The sequence below is a fragment of the Pseudomonas benzenivorans genome (assembly GCF_033547155.1).
GTDB classification, from domain to species: Bacteria; Pseudomonadota; Gammaproteobacteria; order Pseudomonadales; family Pseudomonadaceae; genus Aquipseudomonas; species Aquipseudomonas benzenivorans_B.
Map to the genome: position 1 here is coordinate 4,260,206 of NZ_CP137892.1, position 20,346 is coordinate 4,280,551.

Genomic DNA, 20,346 nt, shown 5'->3' on the forward strand with positions numbered 1-20,346 from the left:
CGATTCATGGTCGCCCTGAGAACGATTCAGGTCGCAACCAAGCATGGAAAAAGGAGATCATGCTAGCATACGCATCCCGTGAATCGCGCCCCCGGCACCGATTTGGCGGCTCCGGTCAGCGCTGCCGCTGACGCCTTTCCTGACACTATTTGTGGGACAACAGGTACTCCGATGAGCAAGACCTCTCTCGACAAGAGCAAGATCAAGTTCCTTCTCCTCGAAGGCGTCCACCAGAATGCCGTGGACACCCTGAGGGCCGCCGGCTACACCAACATCGAGTACCACAAGGGCGCCCTGTCAGGCGACGAACTGAAAGAGAAGATCGCCGAGGCCCACTTCATCGGCATCCGCTCGCGCACCCAGCTGACCGCCGAGGTCTTCGACTGCGCGAGCAAGCTGGTGGCGGTCGGCTGTTTCTGCATCGGCACCAACCAGGTCGACCTGGACGCGGCCCGCGAGCGCGGCATCGCGGTGTTCAACGCCCCCTACTCGAACACCCGCTCGGTGGCCGAACTGGTGCTGGCCGAGGCCATCCTGCTGCTGCGCGGCATCCCGGAGAAGAACGCCTCCTGCCACCGCGGCGGCTGGATCAAGAGCGCGGCCAACTCCTTCGAGATCCGCGGCAAGAAGCTCGGCATCGTCGGCTACGGCTCGATCGGCACCCAGCTGTCGGTACTGGCCGAGGCCATGGGCATGCAGGTGTACTTCTACGACGTGGTGACCAAGCTGCCGCTGGGCAATGCCACGCAGATCGGCAACCTGCACGAACTGCTGGGCATGTGCGACATCGTCTCGCTGCATGTGCCGGAGCTGCCCTCGACCCAGTGGATGATCGGCGAGAAGGAAATCCGCGCCATGAAGAAGGGCGGCATCCTGATCAACGCCGCCCGTGGCACCGTGGTCGAACTGGACCACCTGGCCGCGGCGATCGAGGACGAACACCTGATCGGCGCCGCCATCGACGTGTTCCCGGTCGAGCCCAAGTCCAACGAGGAAGAGTTCGCCAGCCCGCTGCGCGGCCTGGACCGGGTGATCCTGACCCCGCACATCGGCGGCTCCACCGCCGAGGCGCAGGCCAACATCGGCCTGGAAGTGGCGGAGAAGCTGGTCAAGTACAGCGACAACGGTACCTCGGTGTCCTCGGTCAACTTCCCCGAGGTGGCCCTGCCCTCGCACCCGGGCAAGCACCGCCTGCTGCACATCCACGCCAACGTGCCGGGGGTGATGAGCGAGATCAACAAGGTGTTCGCCGACAACGGCATCAACATCTCCGGCCAGTTCCTGCAGACCAACGACAAGGTCGGCTACGTGGTGATCGACGTCGACGCCGAGTACTCGGACCTGGCCCTGGAGAAGCTGCAGCACGTGCGCGGCACCATCCGCAGCCGCGTGCTGTTCTAAGCCAGGCCGCGCCACGAAAAAGGGAGGCCATGGGCCTCCCTTTTCGCTTTCGCCGAGCGCTCGCTCAACCCGCCTCCAGTCGGCGCAACGCCGCCTCGGCCTCAGCCAGCTCCTCCTCGCTGAAGATCTGCACCCCGGCGCGACGCAGCAGCGCGGCGGTCACCCCCTCGCCGGCGACCCTGCGCCCGCTGAAGCTGCCGTCGTAGTTCTCGCGGTTGCCGCAGGAGGGGCTGCGTGCCTTGAGCAACGCCAGGCGAATCTGGTGCCGCTCGACCAGTGCCAGCGCCTGCTGCGCCCCGGCGAGGAAGGCGGCAGTGAAGTCCTCGCCGTCCACACTGCGCACCGGCAGCAGGCCGTCGAGCACCTGGCCGCCCTGACCACCGGGGATTTCCGCCGGCGGCCGCGGCGTCGGCAAGCCCCCGGCCACCTCCGGACACAGGGCCACCACGCGACCCTCGGCCTGCCAGCGCTCGAGCAGCCCGAAGGGGCCGTGGGCGCCGCCGTCGTAGCGCACCGGATGGCCGAGCAGGCAACGGCTGACCAAGATCTTCTGCATCTCCCCTCCTCTACACAGTTACAGCGGATCGGCGCCGCGGCGGCGGAACCAGCCGGTCAGCGACAGGCGTTCGCGGCTGGTCGGCAATACCTCGTGGAGCATCTCGGCCGAGAGGAATACCACCAGGCTGCCGGCCTCGGGCGCGATGTCGCGGATCGAACCGTCCGCCAGGTACAGGCGCAAGGCGCCGCCATGCTCGGGCTGCCAGTCCGGGTTGAGGTAGAGCACCACCGACACCGCACGACGGTCGTCGTCGCGGAAGCGGTCCAGGTGCTTCTGGTAGAAGGCCCCGGGCGGATAGAGGGCAAAGTGACTCTCGTAATCCTCCAGGCCCAGGAACAACTCGCGATTGAGGGCCAGGCGCAGCTCGTCGAGCAGCGCCAGGTAGCCGTCGCAGGCCGCCGACTGGCCGGCGTCCAGCCACTCGATGCGATCGCCGCGGATGCCTTCGCGCACCTCCTGGGCCTTGCCGACGCCGGCCGGGGTCAGGGCGCCCCGTGCCGCCCGCCGACGGCACTCATCGGCCAGTTCGAGGGTCAGAGCATTAGGCACGAACAGCGGCCGCAGCGACCAGCCCTGTTCGGCTAGGTCGTCGACTATGTTCGAGAGGGGCAGATCATGGGCGTCGGTAGGCATGCCGGCGATTCTACAGCGTGGCAGGGCGGAGCGCCTCGACAAGCATCGTTCGGCCATTGAAAATAGCCGCCCGCCACCCAGGAGTCAGTATGCGTGTCCTCTGCGTCATCTTGTTGCTGATCTTCAGCCTGCCGAGCCTGGCCGATATCCATCTGCAGCTGTACCAGGCCGCCGGCTGGCCGCAACAACGGGCACACTTCAACGACGCCCTGCGCGCCGCCCAGGAGCGCTATCGGCGCACCCTGCCGCCGGCGGTGTACCAGGCCCTGGTGGAGAACAGCAACCGCCGCTTCGACCCGCGGGCGATGGACCAGCGCGCGCAGTTCAGCCTGCGCCAGCAGCTGGCCGACCCGGCGCCGGCGCTGCAGTTCTTTCAGTCGCCGCTGGGACGCAAGGTGGTCGCCGCCGAGCTGCTCGCCACCAGCCGCGAGCAACTGGCGCTGCACGCCGACGGCCTGCCGCGCGGCGAGGCCAGCGCCACTCGGCGCCTGCTGATCCGCCACCTGGCCCAGGCCCTGCCGGCCGAGGAAGCCGGCGCCGAGATCAGCCTGGCCCTGGCCGGGGTGGCCGCCGACAGCCTCAGCCAGATGCTCCCCGGGCTACTCGGCGGCGGCGCCGCCCATACCCTGCTGGACAGCCAGCGCCAGCACCTGATCGAGCAGATCGGCGCAGACCTGGACAACACCCTGCTGCACGTCTACCGCGAGCTGTCCGACCCGGAACTGGAGGAGTTCGTCGGTTTCGCCCAGTCCACCGCGGGTCAGGCCTATTACCAGGCGGCCCTGGCGGCGGTCCGGGCCGGGCTGGCCGTGGGGCAGAGCGCCGCCGAGCTGGAGCCCGCCCCCCAGGGCATCTGAGCCCTCAGGCAACCCGCTCGCGGAGAAAGTCGAAGTAGCGCTGACGCAAGGCCGGCACCTCATTGGCCAGATGATGGCGCGCCTCGGGCAGGCACAGGATCTGGGGCGCGGCGAACTTCTCCCGCAGCACCTCGAGGTTATGCGCCCAATCCACCGTCATGTCCGCCTCGCCCTGGACGATCAGCGGGCTGGCGGCGCTGCGGGGCGCCGCCTCGATCCGCGGCACCCAGCGGGCCAGCGCGGCGAACCAGGCGGTCGGCAGGTTGCGCGGCTGCAAGGGGTCGCGGTTCTGCACGAAATCGATGAATTCGGCGTCGTGGGAGTTTTCGCTGAAGCGCCGGGGTATCGCCTTGACGAAGGGGCTGAGCAGGCGATAGCTGAGCTTCGACCAGGCCCAGGCCCGCGGCCGCACCAGCGGCGCCAGGAGGATGCTCTGGCCCACCTCGGGGCGCGGCGCGCCGCTCAGCAGGTAGTCCAGCAGGATCGCCCCGCCGGTGCTCTGCCCGCACAGGTGCCAGGGTTGCGGCAACCCCAGCTGCGCCGCCTCGTCGAGCAGCCCGACCAGCACCTGCTGGTATTCGGCGAAGTCGTCGATGCTGGCCCGTGGGCCGCTGGACAGGCCATGGCCCGGCAGATCGCAGGCGAGCACCGCAAAGTTCATGCCCAGCGCCCAGTCGATCACATGGCGGTACAACCCCATGTGATCGTAGTAGCCGTGCACCAGCAACAGGGTCGCCCGTGGCTGGGGCGGCGCCCAGAGCTGGGCGGCGATCTGGTAGCCGGCGACCGGGAAACTGCCCAGACGACTGTCCAGATGGGCATGTTGCCGTCCCAGGTCGATACCGTAGAACGCCCGATAGGCCTGTATCGCCGGCAACTCCAGCGTGCCCGCGGCCAGTGGTCGCAACAGCGGGCGCAGGTGATCGGGGTTGAAAGGCTCTGGCATTAAGGCTCCCTGTGGCCGGACGGAGACGGCGGCGCAGCGGCATTGTGCCGCAGGCGCGCGCAGATGTTCAGCTCCAGTGCGCATCGTGGCAAGCTAGGCGCCCTTTTCGCGATCGCCACGCCATGCCCCGCCCCAGCCGCAAGACCCTGCTCGCCTGCCTGCTCACCCTGGTCGGGGCCGCCGCCCTGTTCAGCGCCGTGCGCTGGTTCGAGGGGCGCTACCTGCGCCCCTTCGACGAACGGGCGGCGCTGTTCTCCGGCGCCGAGCTGCGCCTGCCGGACGAGCTGGCCGGGCCCGGGCCGATTCGCCTGGTGCACTTCTGGGACCCGGCCTGTCCCTGCAACGTCGGCAACCAGCAGCACCTGGGCGAGCTGATCGACCAGTTCGCCCCCCGCGGCGTGGCCTTCTACGCGGTGCAGAAGGCCGGCAGCCGAGGTCGGCTACCGGCCGTCCTGGAGAAGCTGCAGGCGCTGCCGACACTGCCCGGGGTCGCGCACATACCGGCCAGCCCGGCGGTGGCCATCTGGGACCGCAGCGGCCGCCTGGCCTACTTCGGCCCCTACAGCGAAGGCCTGACCTGCAACGCGAGCAACAGCTTCATCGAGCCCATCCTCGAGGCCCTGTCCGCCGGGCGCGCGGTCGATGCCAGCAATACCCTGGCGCTGGGCTGCTTCTGCGACTGGTCCGACGCCCCGGCGCCGTGAGCGGGCCGCACCGACCCAAAGAAAAAGGGCCACCGCAGTGACCCTTTTCCCTCTCGCGTGAAGGCCCCGCCCCGCTAGGCCACCGCCGCTTGCTGCGACGGATCGCGCCGGCCGTCCGGGCCGTTCTGCTGGCTGGCACCGGTGGTTTCGTCCATGGCCTGCTGGATGGCGCGCTTGCGCCGCTCCTCGGCACGCCGGGCGAAGAACCAGACCATGAAGGTGACCAGCGACACCGCCAGCAGGATCAGGCTGGCCACGGCGTTGATCTCCGGCTTCACCCCCAGGCGCACGGCGGAGAAGATCTCCATCGGCAGGGTGGTGGAACCCGGGCCGGAGACGAAGCTGGCCAGCACCAGGTCGTCCAGCGACAGGGCGAAGGACATCATGCCGCCAGCCGCCAGGGACGGCGCGATCATCGGTACCGTGATCAGGAAGAACACCTTCCAGGGCTTGGCGCCCAGGTCCATGGCCGCCTCCTCGATGGACAGGTCCAGCTCGCGCAGCCGCGACGACACCACCACCGACACATAGGCGGTGCAGAAGGTGGTGTGGGCGATCCAGATGGTCAGCAGGCCGCGCTCGGCGGGCCAGCCGATCAGCTGGGCCATGGCCACGAACAGCAGCAGCAGCGACAGACCGGTGATCACCTCGGGCATCACCAGCGGCGCGGTGACCAGGCCGCCGAACAGGGTGCGCCCCTTGAAGCGGGTCACCCGGGTCAGCACGAAGGCCGCCAGAGTCCCCAGCGCCACCGCGGCGATGGCCGTATACAGGGCGATCTCCAGGGAACGCATCACCGCATTCATCAGCTGGGTGTTGTCGAGCAGGCCGACGTACCACTTCACCGACCAGCCGCCCCATACCGTGACCAGGCGCGAGCCGTTGAACGAGTAGATCACCAGGATGACCATCGGCAGGTAGATGAACACCAGCCCGGCCCAGAGCATGAGGGTGGAGAAATTCAGGCGCTTCATACGCGACCCTCCATTTCCTTGGCTTGGTTACGGTTGAACAGGATGATCGGGATGATCAGGATCGCCAGCATCACCACCGCCAGGGAGGCCGCCACCGGCCAGTCGCGGTTGTTGAAGAACTCCTGCCACAGCACCTTGCCGATCATCAAGGTCTCCGGCCCACCGAGCAACTCGGGGATGACGAACTCGCCGACCACCGGGATGAACACCAGCATGCAGCCGGCGATGATGCCGTTCTTCGACAGCGGCACGGTGATCTTCCAGAAGCTGTTGAAGTTGCTCGACCCCAGGTCCGCCGCCGCCTCCAGCAGGCTCTGGTCATGCTTGACCAGGTTGGCGTAGAGCGGCAGGACCATGAACGGCAGGTAGGAGTAGACGATACCGATGTACACCGCGACGTTGGTGTTGAGGATGCGCAGCGGCGTGTCGATCAGGCCCAGGCTCAGCAGCAGGCTGTTGAGCAGGCCGTTGCTGCTGAGGATGCCCATCCAGGCATAGACGCGGATCAGGATCGCGGTCCAGGTCGGCATCATGATCAGCAGCAGGAACACCGTCTGCATATCCTTGGGCGCACGGGCGATGGCATAGGCCATCGGGTAGCCGATCAGCAGGCACAGCAGGGTGCTGAAGAAGGCCATCTGCAACGAGCCGAGGTAGGCGGCCAGGTACAGCTCGTCCTCGCTGAGGAAGATGTAGTTGCCCAGGTTGATCACCAGCGACAGCTGGTTATCGGCCCAGGCGTAGATCTCCGTATAGGGCGGGATGGCCAGGTCGGCTTCGGCGAAGCTGATCTTCAGCACGATGGCGAAGGGCAGCAGGAAGAACAGGAACAGCCAGACGAAGGGCACGCCTATGACGAAGTGGCGGCCCTTGGGCAGCCGACGGTTGATGCTTCGGGAAATGTTCATGAGCGCAACGCCACCCCGCTGTCGTCCTCCCACCAGACGAAGACCTCGTCGTCCCAGGTCGGCCGCGCGCCGCGGCGCTCGGCGTTGGCGACGAAGGACTGGACGATCTTGCCGCTGGGCAGCTGCACGTGGAACACCGAGTGACCGCCCAGGTAGGCGATGTCGTGCACGGTGCCACGCGACCAGTTGTGCTCGCAGGTCGGCTGCTCGGTGGTGACCAGCAGCTTCTCCGGGCGAATGGCGTAGGTGATGCTCTTGTCCTGCACCGAGGTGCTGACGCCGTGGCCGACGAAGATGTTGCGCTCCAGGTCCGGGCTGTCGATCAGCGCATGGCCCTCCATGTCCTCGACCACCTGGCCGTCGAACAGGTTGACGTTGCCGATGAACTCGCAGACCAGACGGCTGGTGGGCGTCTCGTAGATGTCCACCGGGCTGCCGATCTGGGCGATCCAGCCCAGGTGCATGATGGCGATGCGCTGGGCCATGGTCATGGCCTCTTCCTGGTCGTGGGTCACCATCACGCAGGTCACCCCGACCCGCTCGATGATCTCCACCAGTTCCAGTTGCATCTGCGAGCGCAGCTTCTTGTCCAGGGCGCCCATGGGTTCGTCGAGCAGCAGCAGCTTGGGCCGCTTGGCCAGGGAGCGGGCCAGGGCCACGCGCTGGCGCTGGCCACCGGACAGCTGGTGCGGCTTGCGCTTGGCGTACTGGGTCATGTGCACCAGCTTGAGCATCTCCTCGACCCGGGCGTCGATCTCGGCCTTGGCCATGCGGTCCTGCTTGAGGCCGAAGGCGATGTTCTCGGCCACGCTCATGTGCGGGAACAGCGCGTAGGACTGGAACATCATGTTGATCGGCCGCTCGTAGGGCGGCATGTCGGTGATGTCCTCGCCGTCGAGGAAGATGCGCCCCTCGGTGGGCCGCTCGAAGCCGGCAAGCATGCGCAGCAGGGTCGACTTGCCCGAACCGGAGCCGCCGAGCAGGGCGAAGATCTCGCCCTTGTTGATGGTCAGCGAGACGTCGTCGACGGCGACCGTCTCGTCGAACTTCTTGGTCACCCGTTCGATCTTGACCAGTACCTCTTTGGGCTGCTGATCGCCCTCGAGGACCTTCTTATAGGCACTAGAAGCAACTGCCATTACCAAAACTCCCGGAAAATAGCGCCCAACCCCTGCGGCCGGGCGTTTGAATTTTTACTGGCCTGATTTGACCTTGGTCCAGCTACGGGTCATCAGCCTTTGCACCTTGGTCGGCAGCTCCGCCGAGATATACAACCTGTCCAAAACCGCTTGCGGCGGGTACACCGCCTCGTCGCTGCGTACGTCCTGATCCATCAACTCACCGGCCTTGGTATTGGGATTGGCGTAACCGACGTAATCGCTGATCCCGGCTATCACCGCCGGCTCCAGCAGATAGTTGATGAAGGCATGGGCTTCCTCGACGTTGCCGGCATCGGCGGGGATGGCGAGCATGTCGAACCACAGGTTGGCGCCCTCCTTGGGGATCGCGTAGCGGATCTCGATGCCCCGGCCGGCCTCCTCGGCGCGGTCGGCGGCCTGCAGCATGTCGCCGGAATAGCCCACGGCCACGCAGATGTTGCCGTTGGCCAGGTCGCCGATGTACTTGGAGGAGTGGAAGTAGGTGACGTAGGGACGGATTGCCTGCAGCTTGGCCTCCGCGGCCTGGTAGTCGGCGCGCTCGGTGCTGTTGGGGTCCAGCCCCAGGTAGTTGAGCACCGCCGGAATCATCTCGTCGGCCGAATCGAGGAAGGCCACGCCGCAGCGGGTCAGCTTCTGCATGTTCTCCGGTTCGAAGACCGTGGCCCAGGAGTCGATCTTGTCGACGCCGAGCACCGCCTTGATCTTCTCGACGTTGTAGCCGATGCCGTTGGTGCCCCACAGGTAGGGCACCGAATACTGATTGCCCGGATCGTTGCGCTGCAGCTGTTTGAGCAGCGCCGGGTCGAGGTTGTCCCAGTTCGGCAGCAGGCTGCGATCGAGCTTCTGGAAGGCGCCGGCCTTGATCTGCTTACCGAGGAAATGGTTGGACGGCACCACCAGGTCGTAGCCGGAGCGGCCGGCCAGCAGTTTGCCTTCCAGGGTCTCGTTGGAATCGAAGACGTCGTACACCGGTTTGATCCCGCTGGCCTGCTCGAAGTCGGCCAGGGTGGTTTCACCGATGTAGTCGCTCCAGTTGTAGATATGGACGGTTCCTGCCGCCTGGGCCAGGGTCGTCAGGCCGAGGGTCAGGGCGCCTGTGGCGAGGGTCTTGCCGAGGGAAATGCGCATGCGTAGGTCCTCTTTCATCAGCGGCCCATGGGCAAAAGGGCCGGCACTTTATCGGAAAAGACTGCGGCTGTTGAGCGGCTTAGCGCCAGCCAACGGCCATGACCCGGCGCAACCAGGCGGCGGACAGTCCGGCGCGTGAACACGCACCTCCGATAGGCGCGGCCGGTGGGCCGGCCAGAAGAATCGAACAACGCATACAAGCTTCCTTCTTATTGTTAGGGCCTCCGGCGGACGGACCCGCCGGAGGCTGGGTGGCTGCGTGTGTTTAGCGGCCCGACTTGACCTTGGTCCAGCTGCGGGTCATGGCGCGCTGCACCTTGGGGCTCAGCTCGGTGAAGGTGTAGAGCTTCTTCGAGGCTTCCTCGGTCGGGTAAATGCCCGGGTTGTTGCGGATTTCCTCGGACACCAGCGGCGTGGCGGCGGCGTTGCCGTTCGGGTAGGCCACGTAGTCGGAGATCGGCGCGATCACTTCCGGGGTGAGGATGTAGTTGAGGAAGGTATAGGCCTCATCGACGTTCTTGGCATCGCCCGGGATGGCCATCATGTCGAAGAAGGTGGCGGCACCCTCCTTGGGAATGGCGTAGGCCACCGGCACGTCGTTCTTCGCTTCCTCGGCGCGGGCCTGGGCCTGGAACACGTCGCCGGACCAGCCGACCGCTACGCAGATGTTGCCGTTGGCCAGGTCGGAGATGTACTTGGAGGAGTGGAAGTAGGTGACGTGGGGACGTACCTGGAGCAGCAGCTCTTCGGCCGCCTTCACGTCCGCCGGGCTCTGCGCGATGGGGTTCTTGCCCAGGTAGTGCAGCGCCGCGGCATAGATTTCCTCCGGCGCATCGAGCATGGCGACGCCGCAGGACTTGAGCTTCTCCATGTTCTCCGGCTTGAACACCGCCTCCCAGGAGTCGATCTTGTCCACGCCGAGGGCGGCCTTGACCTTGGCCGGGTTGTAGCCGATGCCGGTGGTGCCCCACAGGTAGGGGAAGGCGTACTGGTTGCCCGGGTCTGCGGCCTCCAGGGCCTTCATCAGGTCGGGGTTGAGGTTCTTCCAGTTCGGCAGCTTGGACTTGTCCAGCTTCTGGAACACACCGGCCCTGATCTGCTTGGCGAGGAACTGGTTGGACGGCACCACCACGTCGTAGCCCGAACCGCCGGAGAGCAGCTTGGCTTCCAGGGTCTCGTTGCTGTCGAAGACGTCGTAGACCACCTTGATGCCGGTTTCCTTCTGGAAGTTGTCCAGGGTGTCCTCGGCGATGTAGTCCGACCAGTTGTAGACGTGCAGCACTTTGTCCTCGGCCTGGGCGACACCGGCGACGGCGCCCGCCAGGGACAACGCGAGAAGGGTTTTGCCGAATCTTTTCATGCGTACAGCTCCTGTTGTCGTAGAAGTATTCCGGAACGTGGCGCAGCCTCACTGCACCACCTCCCGGTGAGCCTGGCCAACGCACGGATGCAGTCTGGCAAGGTCATGGCACTCTTTACAACTTTCAGGCCTAAGGGGCCTGGAACGCTAACGGTCTGGCACTCAGCTCAATACGGCCTTGGCGGTCAGGTCGAGGCACAGGCGCGCCTTTTCCACCAGCTCGTCGATCTCCGCCTTGCCGATCACCAGCGGCGGCGAAATGATCATGGTGTCGCCGACCGCGCGCATGATCAGGCCGTTGTCGAAGCAGTGACCGCGACAGATCATGCCCACGCCCAGCTCGCCCGGGAAACGCCCGCGGCTGGCCTTGTCCTTGACCAGTTCGATGGCCCCGAGCATGCCGACGCCGCGCACTTCGCCCACCAGCGGGTGGTCGGCCAATTCACGCAGGCGTTTCTGCAAATAGGGTGCCGTCTCCTCCCGGACCCGCTCGACGATCTTCTCGTCGCGCAGGATGCGCAGGTTCTCCAGGGCCACGGCGGCGCCCACCGGGTGCCCCGAATAGGTGAAGCCATGGTTGAAGTCGCCGCCCTGGTTGAGCACCTCGACGATCTCGTCGCGCACGATCAGCCCGCCCATGGGCACATAGCCGGAGGTCAGGCCCTTGGCGATGGTCATCATGTCCGGGGTGTTGCCGTAGTAGTCGCTGCCGAACCATTCGCCGGTACGGCCGAAGCCGCAGATGACCTCGTCGGCGACGAACAGGATCTCGTACTTGGCAAGGATCTCGCGGATCTTCGGCCAGTAGCTGTCCGGCGGGATGATCACCCCGCCGGCGCCCTGGATCGGCTCGGCGATGAAGGCGGCGACGTTCTCTTCGCCGACCTCGAGAATCTTCTGCTCCAGCTGCTCGGCGGCCCAGACGCCGAACTCGTCCGGCGACATGTCGCCGCCTTCGCCGAACCAGTATGGCTGCGGGATATGCTCGATGCCCGGAATCGGCAGGTCGCCCTGCTCGTGCATGAACTTCATGCCGCCCAGGCTGGCGCCGGCCACGGTGGAGCCGTGGTAGCCATTGACTCGGCTGATGATCACCTTCTTGCTCGGCTTGCCCTTGAGCGCCCAGTAGTGGCGGACCATGCGCAGCATGGTGTCGTTGCCTTCGGAGCCGGAACCGGTGAAGAACACGTGGTTCATGCCGGCGGGCGCCAGCTCGGCGATGGCCTTGGCCAATTCCAGCACCGGCGGGTGGGCCGTCATGAAGAAGGTGTTGTAGAACGGCAGCTCGCGCATCTGCGCGGCGGCCGCCTGGACCAGCTCCTCGCGCCCGTACCCCACCGCCACGCACCACAGGCCGGCCATGCCGTCGAGGATCTTGTTGCCCTCGCTGTCCCACAGGTACACGCCCTCGGCCTTGGTGATGATGCGCGGGCCGACCTCCGCCAGCTGCCGGTAGTCGCTGAACGGCGCCAGGTGGTGCTCGCGGCTCATGGCCTGCCATTCACGGGTTTTCGGGTTGTTCACGGGTTTGCTCATAGCCACCTCAGATTGCATGCATTGCTCGGGGACCGGACGATCCGGCCGGCCCCCGCTCACTCAGACCGACAACAGCAGGAACTCACGCTCCCAGGAGCTGATCACCCGCTTGAAGTTCTCGTGCTCGGCGCGCTTGACCGCGACATAACCGCTGACGAACTTGCCGCCCAGATACTCCTTCACGGTCTCGCAGGTCTCCATGCGCTCCAGCGCCGCCTCCAGGGTCAGCGGCAGGCGCAGGTTGCGCCGCTCGTAGCCGCGGCCCACCACCGGGGCGCTCGGCTCGATGCCCTCGACCATGCCGATATAGCCGCACAGCAGGCTGGCGGCCAGGGCCAGGTAGGGGTTGGCGTCGGCGCCGGCCAGGCGGTTCTCCACCCGGCGGTTCTGCGCGCCGGAGTCCGGTACGCGCAGGCCGACGGTGCGGTTCTCCTCGCCCCACTCGACGTTCACCGGCGCCGAGGTGTCCGGCAGGAAGCGGCGGAACGAATTGACGTTCGGCGCGAACAGCGGCAGCACCTCGGGGATGAACTTCTGCAGACCGCCGATGTGGTGGAGGAACAGCTCGCTCATCGAGCCGTCGTCGTTGGAGAAGATGTTCCGCCCGGTCTCCAGGTCGATGATGCTCTGGTGCAGGTGCATGGCACTGCCCGGCTCGTCGGTGATCGGCTTGGCCATGAAGGTGGCCGCCACATCGTGCTTGAGCGCGGCCTCGCGCATGGTGCGCTTGAACACCAGGATCTGGTCGGCCAATTGCAGGGCGTCGCCGTGACGGAAGTTGATCTCCATCTGCGCCGGACCTTCCTCGTGGATCAGGGTGTCCAGGTCCAGGCCCTGCAGCTCGCACCAGTCGTACATGTCTTCGAACAGCGGATCGAACTCGTTGGCCGCGTCGATGGAGAACGACTGGCGGCCGGTCTCCGGCCGCCCGGAGCGGCCCAACGGCGCCTCCAGGGGGAAGTCCGGGTCGCCGCAGCGCTTGGTCAGGTAGAACTCCATCTCCGGCGCGACGATCGGCTTCCAGCCCTTGTCGGCATAGAGCTTGAGCACCTTCTTCAGCAGGTTGCGCGGCGACAACTCGATGGGGTTGCCCTGCTTGTCGTAGGTGTCGTGGATCACCTGGGCGGTCGGCTCGATGGCCCAGGGCACCAGGTACACGGCGTTCTCGTCCGGACGGCAGACCATGTCGATGTCGGCCGGGTCGAGCAGCTCGTAGTAGACGTCGTCCTCGACATAGTCGCCGGTGACGGTCTGCAGCAGCACGCTCTCGGGGAGGCGCATGCCCTTCTCGTCGAGGAACTTGTTGGTCGGCGAAATCTTGCCACGGGCAATACCGGTAAGATCGCTGACCAGGCATTCGACTTCGGTGATTTTGCGTTCTTTCAGCCAGCTCGAAAGCTGGTCCAATTTGGCGCTCATAGAGACCTCAGGGTTGGAAAGAGCCGTTTCCTTTATAGTCGGCTCAGCGTTGCCCCGCCCTCTTCCTGCAAGCCTCACCAAAGGCCTGGAAGATGGCGAGATAATTCGGGTTGGATCCTACCTGCCACTCGGGGTGCCATTGCACCCCGAGGGCGAAACTCGGCGCACCTTCGACGGAGAAGGCTTCGATCAACCCGTCGGGCGCCAGTGCTTCTACGCGAAGGCCCGGCGCCAGACGCTCAACGCCCTGGCCATGAATGGAATTGACTTCTATCTCGCGCGGCAAGCCGAGACCGGCGAGCAGCCCGCCCGGCTGCACCTGCAGCGGGTGAGCGGGGGCATACTGCACCTCGAGCGGCGCGTCCTGCGGCTCGCGGTGGTCCATCATCCCGGGGAGCTCATGCACCTTCTGGTGCAGGCTGCCACCGAAGGCCACGTTCATCTCCTGGAAGCCGCGGCAGATGCCCAGCACCGGGATGCCGGCATCGATGGCCTGACGGATCAGCGGCAGCGTGGTGCGGTCACGCGCCGGATCGTGCTGAGTGCCGGCGCTGCTCGGCGGGCCACTATAATGATGGGGTTCGACGTTCGACGGCGAGCCGGTGAACAACAGGCCGTGCAGATTATCGAGCAGCGACGGCTGGTCGATCAGCTCGCCCAGGGCGGGGATGATCAGTGGCAGGCCACCGGCTCCGACGACCACGGCGCGAACATACTTGTCGCCGGTTATATGGTAGGGATGCAGACCGATCTGCTTGGTACAGGCGGTGACGCCGATCAACGGCAGGTGCGACATGGGACACCCGTTTTATTGCTGTTATGGGTTTGAGCCGAGCTTAGCGTTGTTCATTTTTTTACACAATAGCCATGTAAAAAATTGAACACAGTCCGCCGGGCGGCACGCCAGCACTGGCGCTGCGCGCCCTGAAACGCCCTAATATTTGGCCGCACGGCCCTTTTTTAGGGCAGAATACGCCTCGCTTGACAGCGCTAGGTGTTTAGGATTGACTCACAGTCGTGCAGTTGCATGATTGATATTTTTAACAAAAAAGGTGTTGCATCATGTCGGTACCCCCGCGTGCCGTTCAGCTTAATGAAGCGAACGCGTTCCTTAAGGAACATCCTGAGGTCCAGTTCGTCGACCTTCTCATTGCAGATATGAATGGCGTGGTGCGCGGCAAGCGCATCGAACGCGCCAGCCTTCACAAGGTGTACGAGAAAGGCATCAACCTGCCGGCTTCTCTGTTCGCCCTGGATATCAACGGCTCCACGGTGGAAAGCACCGGCCTGGGCCTGGATATCGGCGACGCCGACCGTATCTGCTTCCCCATCCCCAATACCCTGAGCAACGAGCCATGGCAGAAGCGCCCCACCGCGCAACTGCTGATGACCATGCACGAGCTGGACGGCACGCCTTTCTTCGCCGACCCTCGCGAGGTATTGCGCCAGGTGGTGCAGAAGTTCGACGAACTAGGCCTGACCATCTGCGCCGCTTTCGAACTGGAGTTCTACCTGATCGACCAGGAGAACGTGAACGGCCGTCCGCAGCCGCCGCGTTCGCCGATCTCCGGCAAGCGCCCGCATTCGACCCAGGTCTACCTGATCGATGACCTCGACGAGTATGTCGACTGCCTGCAGGACATGCTCGAAGCCGCCAAGGAGCAAGCCCTGCCGGCCGACGCCATCGTCAAGGAGAGTGCCCCGGCGCAGTTCGAGGTCAACCTGCATCACACCAACGATGCGCTCAAGGCCTGCGACTACGCGCTGCTGCTCAAGCGCCTGATCAAGAACATCGCCTACGACCACGAGATGGACTCGACCTTCATGGCCAAGCCCTACCCGGGCCAGGCCGGCAACGGTCTGCACGTGCACATCTCGCTGCTCGACAAGGAAACCGGCAAGAACATCTTCACCTCCGAGGACCCGCTGCAGAGCGACGTGCTGCGCCACGCCATCGGCGGCATCCTCGACACCATGCCGGCGTCGATGGCCTTCCTCTGCCCGAACGTCAACTCCTACCGCCGCTTCGGCGCCCAGTTCTATGTGCCGAACGCGCCGAGCTGGGGCCTGGACAACCGCACCGTGGCGGTGCGCGTGCCGACCGGCAGTGCCGATGCGGTGCGCATCGAACACCGGGTCGCCGGTGCCGATGCCAACCCCTACCTGATGATGGCGGCGATCCTCGCCGGCATTCACCACGGCATGACCAACAAGATCGAGCCGGGCGAGCCGATCGAGGGCAACTCCTACGAGCAGCTGGAGCAGAGCCTGCCGAACAACCTGCGCGATGCCCTGCGCGAGCTGGACGACAGCGAGGTGCTGAACAAGTACATCAGCCCCGAGTACATCGACATCTTCGTCGCGTGCAAGGAAGCCGAGTTGGAGGAGTTCGAGACCACCATCTCCGACCTCGAGTACAACTGGTACCTGCACACCGTGTAAGCAACACCCCCGACGCCGGCCTCGAGCCGGCGTCGTTCTATTCAGCCGGACCCGTCGCATCCTGCTCGCCTGTCGCGCGGGCGGGCAGCGGCCGGCCTGCGCTTGCCGCACCCGACGGCCGCGCCGGATGGCGTGGACCACCATGCTGACAGGGAGACGCCCATGCCCCGCTTGTTTGCTTCGCTGCTGCTTGCCCTGACGCCGCTGCTGGCCGGCGCCGAGGAGGTCATCCGCTTCTACAACTGGAACGACTACATCGCCCCGCAGGTGCTCAAGGACTTCGAGGCCGAAACCGGCATCCGCGTCGAATACCGCACCTTCAGCACCGATGCCGAACTGGACCAGGCCCTGGCCAGCGGCGAAGCCATCGACCTCGCCGTGCCCTCGAACGACGAACTGCCGGGTCTGATCGCAGCCGGCACCCTGCAGCCCCTGGACTTCAAGCGGCTGCCCAACCGCGCCCACCTGGACAAGGAACTGCTGAGCAAGCTGGCCGCGGTGGACCCGAACAATCGCCATGCCGTGCCCTACCTGTGGGGCGCGGTGGGCCTGGCCATCAACACGGCGCAGGCCGAGGCCGCGTTCGGCGGGCCGCTGCCGGACAGCTGGAGCCTGCTGTTCGACGCCGCGCAGAGCGCACGCCTGGCCAGCTGCGGCATCAGCCTGCTGGATGCGCCGGACGAGACCCTGTCGCTGCTGCTCAACTACCAGGGTCGCAACCTGACGCGCAGCGCGCCGAGCCGCATCGAGCGCGCCGCCAGCGTGCTCGACGGCCTGCGCCCCCACCTGCGCTACATCGACAGCGAGCGCTACATCGACGACCTCAACCACGGCCGCCTGTGCCTGGCCATGGCCTGGGTCGGCGACGCCCTGGCCGCCGCCGACGCCGGCCAACCGGTGCGCTTCGTGGTGCCGGACGAGGGCTCGGTGCTGTTCATCGACAACCTGGTGATCCCGCGTAGCGCCCGCCGCGCCGACCTGGCCCACCGCCTCATCGACTACCTGCTGCAACCCGAGGTCGCCGCCCGGATCACCGAGGAGACCCTCTACCCCAACGGCAATGCCGACTCCCAGGCGTTTCTCGACCCGGCCCTGCGCAGCCAGCCCGGGCTCTACCCGGATCGCGACACCAAGCGCCGCCTGTACGCCCTGACGGCCATGCCGGAGAAGCATGCCGTCGTCCGCGACCGGGTCTGGACGCGCTTTCGCGACGCCCCCTGAGCCCCGGCCGGGGCGCCTGCGGCTTGCTTCCGGGACGACGGCTGACGTCCAATAAGCCGTCCCCTGCCGAGAAGACCGCCATGCCGCGCCCCGCCACCGCCCGCAAACCCCGCGCCAGCAGCCAGGCGCGCATCGCCGTGATCCTCGCCGCCGCCCGCGAACTGCTCGCCGAACAGGGCGTGGCCGGCCTGTCGATCTACAGCGTGGCCGAGCGCGCGGCGATCCCGCCGTCCTCGGTGTACCACTTCTTCGCCAGCGTACCGGCGCTGCTCGAAGCCCTGACCGCGGATATCCACGCCGCCTTTCGCGCCAGCCTGCAGGCGCCGGTGGCCCACGCCGAGCTGGACGCCTGGCGCGACCTGTCGCGCATCGTCGAGCGGCGCATGCTGGCGATCTACGCCGAGGATGCCGCCGCCCGTCAGCTGATCCTCGCCCAGCACGGCCTGGCCGAGGTGACCCAGGCCGACCGCCAGCACGACATCGAGCTGGGCCAGTTGATGCAGGCGCTGTTCCAGCGCCACTTCGTCCTGCCGCCACTGCCGGAGGATGTCGACGTGTTCGCCCTGGCCATGGAGCTGGGCGACCGCGTCTACGCCCGCTCGGTGCAGCTGCACGGTCAGATCAGCCCGCGCCTGGCCGAGGAGGGCATGCGCGTGTTCGACGCCTACCTGGGCCTGTACCTGCCGCCCTGCCTGCCGAAGCGAGCCCAACCACTGCTACCCGACTAGGCGCTGCCTGCCATCTCCAGTGACAGGCCTGCTCCACACCGACAAAAATCGATTTATATCCGCATAAATCAATATTTATATTTTCAATAAGGAATTTTCCGCTTTAAAAGCCGATTTTTATCGGTTATAAATCCACAACCGCTCGCCCCCCCCCGTCGAGCCGGCATCGTCATCGGCCGCCCGCTGACTCATTGCGGCCACCGTTCATCGTTCCTACGAGGTGTTCCATGTCCCGCATCGTTACCGTCGCCGCCACCCAGATGGCCTGCTCCTGGGATCGCGCCGCCAATATCGCCAACGCCGAGAAGCTGGTGCGCCAGGCCGCCGCCCAGGGCGCGCAGATCATCCTGATCCAGGAGCTGTTCGAGACCCCCTACTTCTGCCAGAAGCCCAACCCGGACTACCTGCAGCTGGCCACCCCGGTCGAGGCCAACGAGGCCATCGCCCACTTCCAGAAGATCGCCAAGGAGCTCCAGGTGGTGCTGCCGATCAGCTTCTTCGAGCTGGCCGGGCGGGCACGCTACAACAGCATCGCAATCATCGACGCCGACGGCAGCAACCTCGGCATCTATCGCAAGAGCCACATCCCGGACGGCCCCGGCTACCACGAGAAGTACTACTTCAACCCGGGCGACACCGGCTTCAAGGTGTGGAACACCCGCTACGCCAGGATCGGCGTGGGCATCTGCTGGGACCAATGGTTCCCCGAGTGCGCGCGCAGCATGGCCCTGCTCGGCGCCGAAATCCTCTTCTACCCCACCGCCATCGGCAGCGAGCCCCATGACCCGACCATCAGCTCCCGCGACCACTGGCAGCGCGTGCAGCAGGGCCACGCCGGCGCCAACCTGATGCCGCTGGTGGCGAGCAACCGCATCGGCCGCGAGGACCAGGACGGCTACCACATCACCTTCTACGGCAGTTCCTTCATCGCCGACCAGTTCGGCCAGAAGGTCGAGGAGCTGAACCAGACCGAGGAAGGCGTGCTGGTGCACCGCTTCGACCTCGACCGGCTGGAGCACATCCGTAGCGCCTGGGGCAGCTTCCGCGACCGCCGGCCGAACCTCTATGGCCCGCTCAAGACCCTGGACGGCGCCCTGGAGTCCTGATCGCCAGATGACCTGTAGGGTGGGTCGAGGCGCACAGCGCCGCTACCCATCGCCACCCGACTATGGCTAGCGCTACGCTTAACCTACGCGGCCCGACCTGTGCGGGCCACTCCCCCTAGCCAGTTCCACGTTTTGGTGACCCAATGACTGCACTGAACAGCACCCCCCGCGCCGACGGCTTCCGCATGCCGGCCGAGTGGGAACCCCACGCCCAGACCTGGATGGTCTGGCCCGAGCGCCCGGACAACTGGCGCCTGGGCGGCAAGCCGGCCCAGGCCGCCTTCAGCGCGGTGGCCCGCGCCATCGCCGAGTTCGAGCCGGTGACCGTCTGCGTCTCGGCCGGGCAGTACGAGAACGCCCGCGCGCGCCTGGCCCACCCGGCCATCCGCCTGGTGGAGATCAGCACGGACGACGCCTGGGTGCGTGACACCGGGCCGACCTTCGTCTGCAACGAGCAGGGCGAGGTGCGTGGCGTGGACTGGGCCTTCAACGCCTGGGGCGGCTTCGACGGCGGCCTGTATTTCCCCTGGAACCGCGACGATCAGGTGGCCAGCAAGATCCTCGAGATCGAGCGCTGCGCCCGCTACCGCACCGAGGGCTTCGTGCTCGAGGGCGGTTCGATCCACGTCGACGGCGAAGGCACCCTGATCACCACCGAGGAATGCCTGCTCAACCGCAACCGCAACCCGCACCTGGAGCGCGAGGCGATCGAGCTGAAGCTGCGCGAGCACCTGGCCGTCGATACGGTGATCTGGCTGCCGGACGGCCTGTTCAACGACGAGACCGACGGCCACGTCGACAACTTCTGCTGCTACGTGCGCCCCGGCGAGGTGCTGCTGGCCTGGACCGACGATCCGCAGGACCCCAACTACCCGCGTTGCCAGGCGGCCATGGCCGTGCTGGAGCAGGCCCGCGACGCCCGCGGCCGCCAGCTGATCGTGCACAAGATGCCGATTCCCGGCCCCCTGCACGCCACCGCCGAGGAATGTGCCGGGGTCGACCTCGCCGCCGGCAGCCAGGAACGCAGCCCGGCGGTGCGCCTGGCCGGCTCCTACGTCAACTTCCTGATCGTCAACGGCGGCATCGTCGCGCCCAGCTTCGACGACCCCAAGGACGAGGAGGCCCGCGCCATCCTCCAGCGCCTGTTCCCCGAGCACCGGGTGGTGCTGGTGCCCGGCCGGGAGATCCTCCTCGGCGGCGGCAACATCCACTGCATCACCCAGCAGCAGCCGGCGCCGCAACGGCGCTGAGCCCCAGGGCCCGG

19 protein-coding genes are annotated in these 20,346 nt (G+C 66.2%); 8 read left to right on the forward strand and 11 right to left on the reverse strand.

Features of this window, described 5'->3' with window-relative positions:
• The first annotated feature begins 171 nt into the window (after window positions 1-171).
• A complete protein-coding gene (gene serA / locus SBP02_RS19720) occupies window positions 172-1,401 on the forward strand; it encodes a phosphoglycerate dehydrogenase (protein ID WP_318644093.1) in 1,230 nt (409 codons plus the stop codon).
• Between the two features lie 64 nt (window positions 1,402-1,465).
• Here serA and SBP02_RS19725 read toward each other — a convergent pair whose 3' ends face one another.
• Window positions 1,466-1,957 carry a DUF523 domain-containing protein gene (locus SBP02_RS19725; RefSeq protein ID WP_318644094.1) on the reverse strand — a complete coding sequence of 164 codons (492 nt, stop codon included), beginning with the start codon at window positions 1,955-1,957 and terminating at the stop codon, window positions 1,466-1,468.
• A gap of 18 nt (window positions 1,958-1,975) precedes the next feature.
• Entirely contained in the window at window positions 1,976-2,593 is a 618-nt protein-coding gene (locus SBP02_RS19730; protein WP_318644095.1) for a 2OG-Fe(II) oxygenase, read from the reverse strand.
• An 89-nt stretch (window positions 2,594-2,682) separates the two neighbouring features.
• On the opposite strand from SBP02_RS19730, the gene SBP02_RS19735 reads away from it, so the two are divergent.
• Window positions 2,683-3,450, forward strand: coding sequence for a hypothetical protein (locus tag SBP02_RS19735; protein WP_318644096.1), 768 nt, complete (start codon window positions 2,683-2,685; stop codon window positions 3,448-3,450).
• Window positions 3,451-3,454: 4 nt separating this feature from the next.
• Here SBP02_RS19735 and SBP02_RS19740 read toward each other — a convergent pair whose 3' ends face one another.
• The gene (locus SBP02_RS19740; RefSeq protein WP_318644097.1) at window positions 3,455-4,396 is read right to left on the reverse strand and encodes an alpha/beta hydrolase; all 942 of its coding nucleotides are present in this window, start codon (window positions 4,394-4,396) and stop codon (window positions 3,455-3,457) included.
• A gap of 122 nt (window positions 4,397-4,518) precedes the next feature.
• On the opposite strand from SBP02_RS19740, the gene SBP02_RS19745 reads away from it, so the two are divergent.
• Window positions 4,519-5,100, forward strand: a complete 582-nt coding sequence (locus SBP02_RS19745) for a DUF6436 domain-containing protein (protein ID WP_318644098.1) — start codon at window positions 4,519-4,521, stop codon at window positions 5,098-5,100.
• Window positions 5,101-5,174: 74 nt separating this feature from the next.
• Here SBP02_RS19745 and SBP02_RS19750 read toward each other — a convergent pair whose 3' ends face one another.
• The 8 genes from SBP02_RS19750 to SBP02_RS19785 all read right to left on the reverse strand — a co-directional run bounded on the left by SBP02_RS19750 (window position 5,175) and on the right by SBP02_RS19785 (window position 14,381).
• A complete protein-coding gene (locus tag SBP02_RS19750) occupies window positions 5,175-6,074 on the reverse strand; it encodes an ABC transporter permease subunit (protein ID WP_318644099.1) in 900 nt (299 codons plus the stop codon).
• The gene (locus SBP02_RS19755; RefSeq protein ID WP_318646385.1) at window positions 6,071-6,952 is read right to left on the reverse strand and encodes an ABC transporter permease subunit; all 882 of its coding nucleotides are present in this window, start codon (window positions 6,950-6,952) and stop codon (window positions 6,071-6,073) included. Before SBP02_RS19755 ends, SBP02_RS19750 begins: the two co-directional genes overlap by 4 nt.
• Before the next feature lie 26 nt (window positions 6,953-6,978).
• Window positions 6,979-8,121, reverse strand: coding sequence for a polyamine ABC transporter ATP-binding protein (potA, locus tag SBP02_RS19760; protein ID WP_318644100.1), 1,143 nt, complete (start codon window positions 8,119-8,121; stop codon window positions 6,979-6,981).
• A 54-nt stretch (window positions 8,122-8,175) separates the two neighbouring features.
• The gene (locus SBP02_RS19765; RefSeq protein WP_318644101.1) at window positions 8,176-9,270 is read right to left on the reverse strand and encodes a polyamine ABC transporter substrate-binding protein; all 1,095 of its coding nucleotides are present in this window, start codon (window positions 9,268-9,270) and stop codon (window positions 8,176-8,178) included.
• Between the two features lie 265 nt (window positions 9,271-9,535).
• Entirely contained in the window at window positions 9,536-10,630 is a 1,095-nt protein-coding gene (locus SBP02_RS19770; RefSeq protein WP_318644102.1) for a polyamine ABC transporter substrate-binding protein, read from the reverse strand.
• 162 nt (window positions 10,631-10,792) lie between these two features.
• Window positions 10,793-12,166: an aspartate aminotransferase family protein gene (locus SBP02_RS19775; protein WP_318644103.1), complete on the reverse strand. Its 1,374-nt coding sequence runs from the start codon at window positions 12,164-12,166 to the stop codon at window positions 10,793-10,795.
• A 60-nt stretch (window positions 12,167-12,226) separates the two neighbouring features.
• Window positions 12,227-13,585 (reverse strand): glutamine synthetase family protein, encoded by a 1,359-nt coding sequence (locus tag SBP02_RS19780; RefSeq protein ID WP_318644104.1) that lies wholly within the window; start codon window positions 13,583-13,585, stop codon window positions 12,227-12,229.
• A 43-nt stretch (window positions 13,586-13,628) separates the two neighbouring features.
• Complete coding sequence (locus SBP02_RS19785; protein WP_318644105.1) at window positions 13,629-14,381, reverse strand: gamma-glutamyl-gamma-aminobutyrate hydrolase family protein; 753 nt, start codon at window positions 14,379-14,381, stop codon at window positions 13,629-13,631.
• A 266-nt stretch (window positions 14,382-14,647) separates the two neighbouring features.
• On the opposite strand from SBP02_RS19785, the gene SBP02_RS19790 reads away from it, so the two are divergent.
• The 5 genes from SBP02_RS19790 to aguA all read left to right on the forward strand — a co-directional run bounded on the left by SBP02_RS19790 (window position 14,648) and on the right by aguA (window position 20,332).
• Window positions 14,648-16,027, forward strand: coding sequence for a glutamine synthetase family protein (locus SBP02_RS19790; protein WP_318644106.1), 1,380 nt, complete (start codon window positions 14,648-14,650; stop codon window positions 16,025-16,027).
• Between the two features lie 162 nt (window positions 16,028-16,189).
• Entirely contained in the window at window positions 16,190-17,248 is a 1,059-nt protein-coding gene (locus SBP02_RS19795) for an extracellular solute-binding protein (RefSeq protein ID WP_318644107.1), read from the forward strand.
• 80 nt (window positions 17,249-17,328) lie between these two features.
• Window positions 17,329-17,976 carry a TetR/AcrR family transcriptional regulator gene (locus tag SBP02_RS19800; RefSeq protein ID WP_318644108.1) on the forward strand — a complete coding sequence of 216 codons (648 nt, stop codon included), beginning with the start codon at window positions 17,329-17,331 and terminating at the stop codon, window positions 17,974-17,976.
• A 227-nt stretch (window positions 17,977-18,203) separates the two neighbouring features.
• Window positions 18,204-19,082, forward strand: coding sequence for an N-carbamoylputrescine amidase (aguB, locus tag SBP02_RS19805; protein ID WP_318644109.1), 879 nt, complete (start codon window positions 18,204-18,206; stop codon window positions 19,080-19,082).
• A 143-nt stretch (window positions 19,083-19,225) separates the two neighbouring features.
• The gene (gene aguA, locus SBP02_RS19810; RefSeq protein WP_318644110.1) at window positions 19,226-20,332 is read left to right on the forward strand and encodes an agmatine deiminase; all 1,107 of its coding nucleotides are present in this window, start codon (window positions 19,226-19,228) and stop codon (window positions 20,330-20,332) included.
• The last annotated feature ends 14 nt before the right edge of the window (window positions 20,333-20,346 follow it).

Coding starts and splice junctions, on each gene's coding strand:
- serA (WP_318644093.1), top strand. CDS start 172: ATGAGCAAGACCTCTCTCGACAAGAGCAAGATCAAGTTCCTTCTCCTC.
- SBP02_RS19725 (WP_318644094.1), bottom strand. CDS start 1,957: ATGCAGAAGATCTTGGTCAGCCGTTGCCTGCTCGGCCATCCGGTGCGC.
- SBP02_RS19730 (WP_318644095.1), bottom strand. CDS start 2,593: ATGCCTACCGACGCCCATGATCTGCCCCTCTCGAACATAGTCGACGAC.
- SBP02_RS19735 (WP_318644096.1), top strand. CDS start 2,683: ATGCGTGTCCTCTGCGTCATCTTGTTGCTGATCTTCAGCCTGCCGAGC.
- SBP02_RS19740 (WP_318644097.1), bottom strand. CDS start 4,396: ATGCCAGAGCCTTTCAACCCCGATCACCTGCGCCCGCTGTTGCGACCA.
- SBP02_RS19745 (WP_318644098.1), top strand. CDS start 4,519: ATGCCCCGCCCCAGCCGCAAGACCCTGCTCGCCTGCCTGCTCACCCTG.
- SBP02_RS19750 (WP_318644099.1), bottom strand. CDS start 6,074: ATGAAGCGCCTGAATTTCTCCACCCTCATGCTCTGGGCCGGGCTGGTG.
- potA (WP_318644100.1), bottom strand. CDS start 8,121: ATGGCAGTTGCTTCTAGTGCCTATAAGAAGGTCCTCGAGGGCGATCAG.
- SBP02_RS19765 (WP_318644101.1), bottom strand. CDS start 9,270: ATGCGCATTTCCCTCGGCAAGACCCTCGCCACAGGCGCCCTGACCCTC.
- SBP02_RS19770 (WP_318644102.1), bottom strand. CDS start 10,630: ATGAAAAGATTCGGCAAAACCCTTCTCGCGTTGTCCCTGGCGGGCGCC.
- SBP02_RS19775 (WP_318644103.1), bottom strand. CDS start 12,166: ATGAGCAAACCCGTGAACAACCCGAAAACCCGTGAATGGCAGGCCATG.
- SBP02_RS19780 (WP_318644104.1), bottom strand. CDS start 13,585: ATGAGCGCCAAATTGGACCAGCTTTCGAGCTGGCTGAAAGAACGCAAA.
- SBP02_RS19785 (WP_318644105.1), bottom strand. CDS start 14,381: ATGTCGCACCTGCCGTTGATCGGCGTCACCGCCTGTACCAAGCAGATC.
- SBP02_RS19790 (WP_318644106.1), top strand. CDS start 14,648: ATGTCGGTACCCCCGCGTGCCGTTCAGCTTAATGAAGCGAACGCGTTC.
- SBP02_RS19795 (WP_318644107.1), top strand. CDS start 16,190: ATGCCCCGCTTGTTTGCTTCGCTGCTGCTTGCCCTGACGCCGCTGCTG.
- SBP02_RS19800 (WP_318644108.1), top strand. CDS start 17,329: ATGCCGCGCCCCGCCACCGCCCGCAAACCCCGCGCCAGCAGCCAGGCG.
- aguB (WP_318644109.1), top strand. CDS start 18,204: ATGTCCCGCATCGTTACCGTCGCCGCCACCCAGATGGCCTGCTCCTGG.
- aguA (WP_318644110.1), top strand. CDS start 19,226: ATGACTGCACTGAACAGCACCCCCCGCGCCGACGGCTTCCGCATGCCG.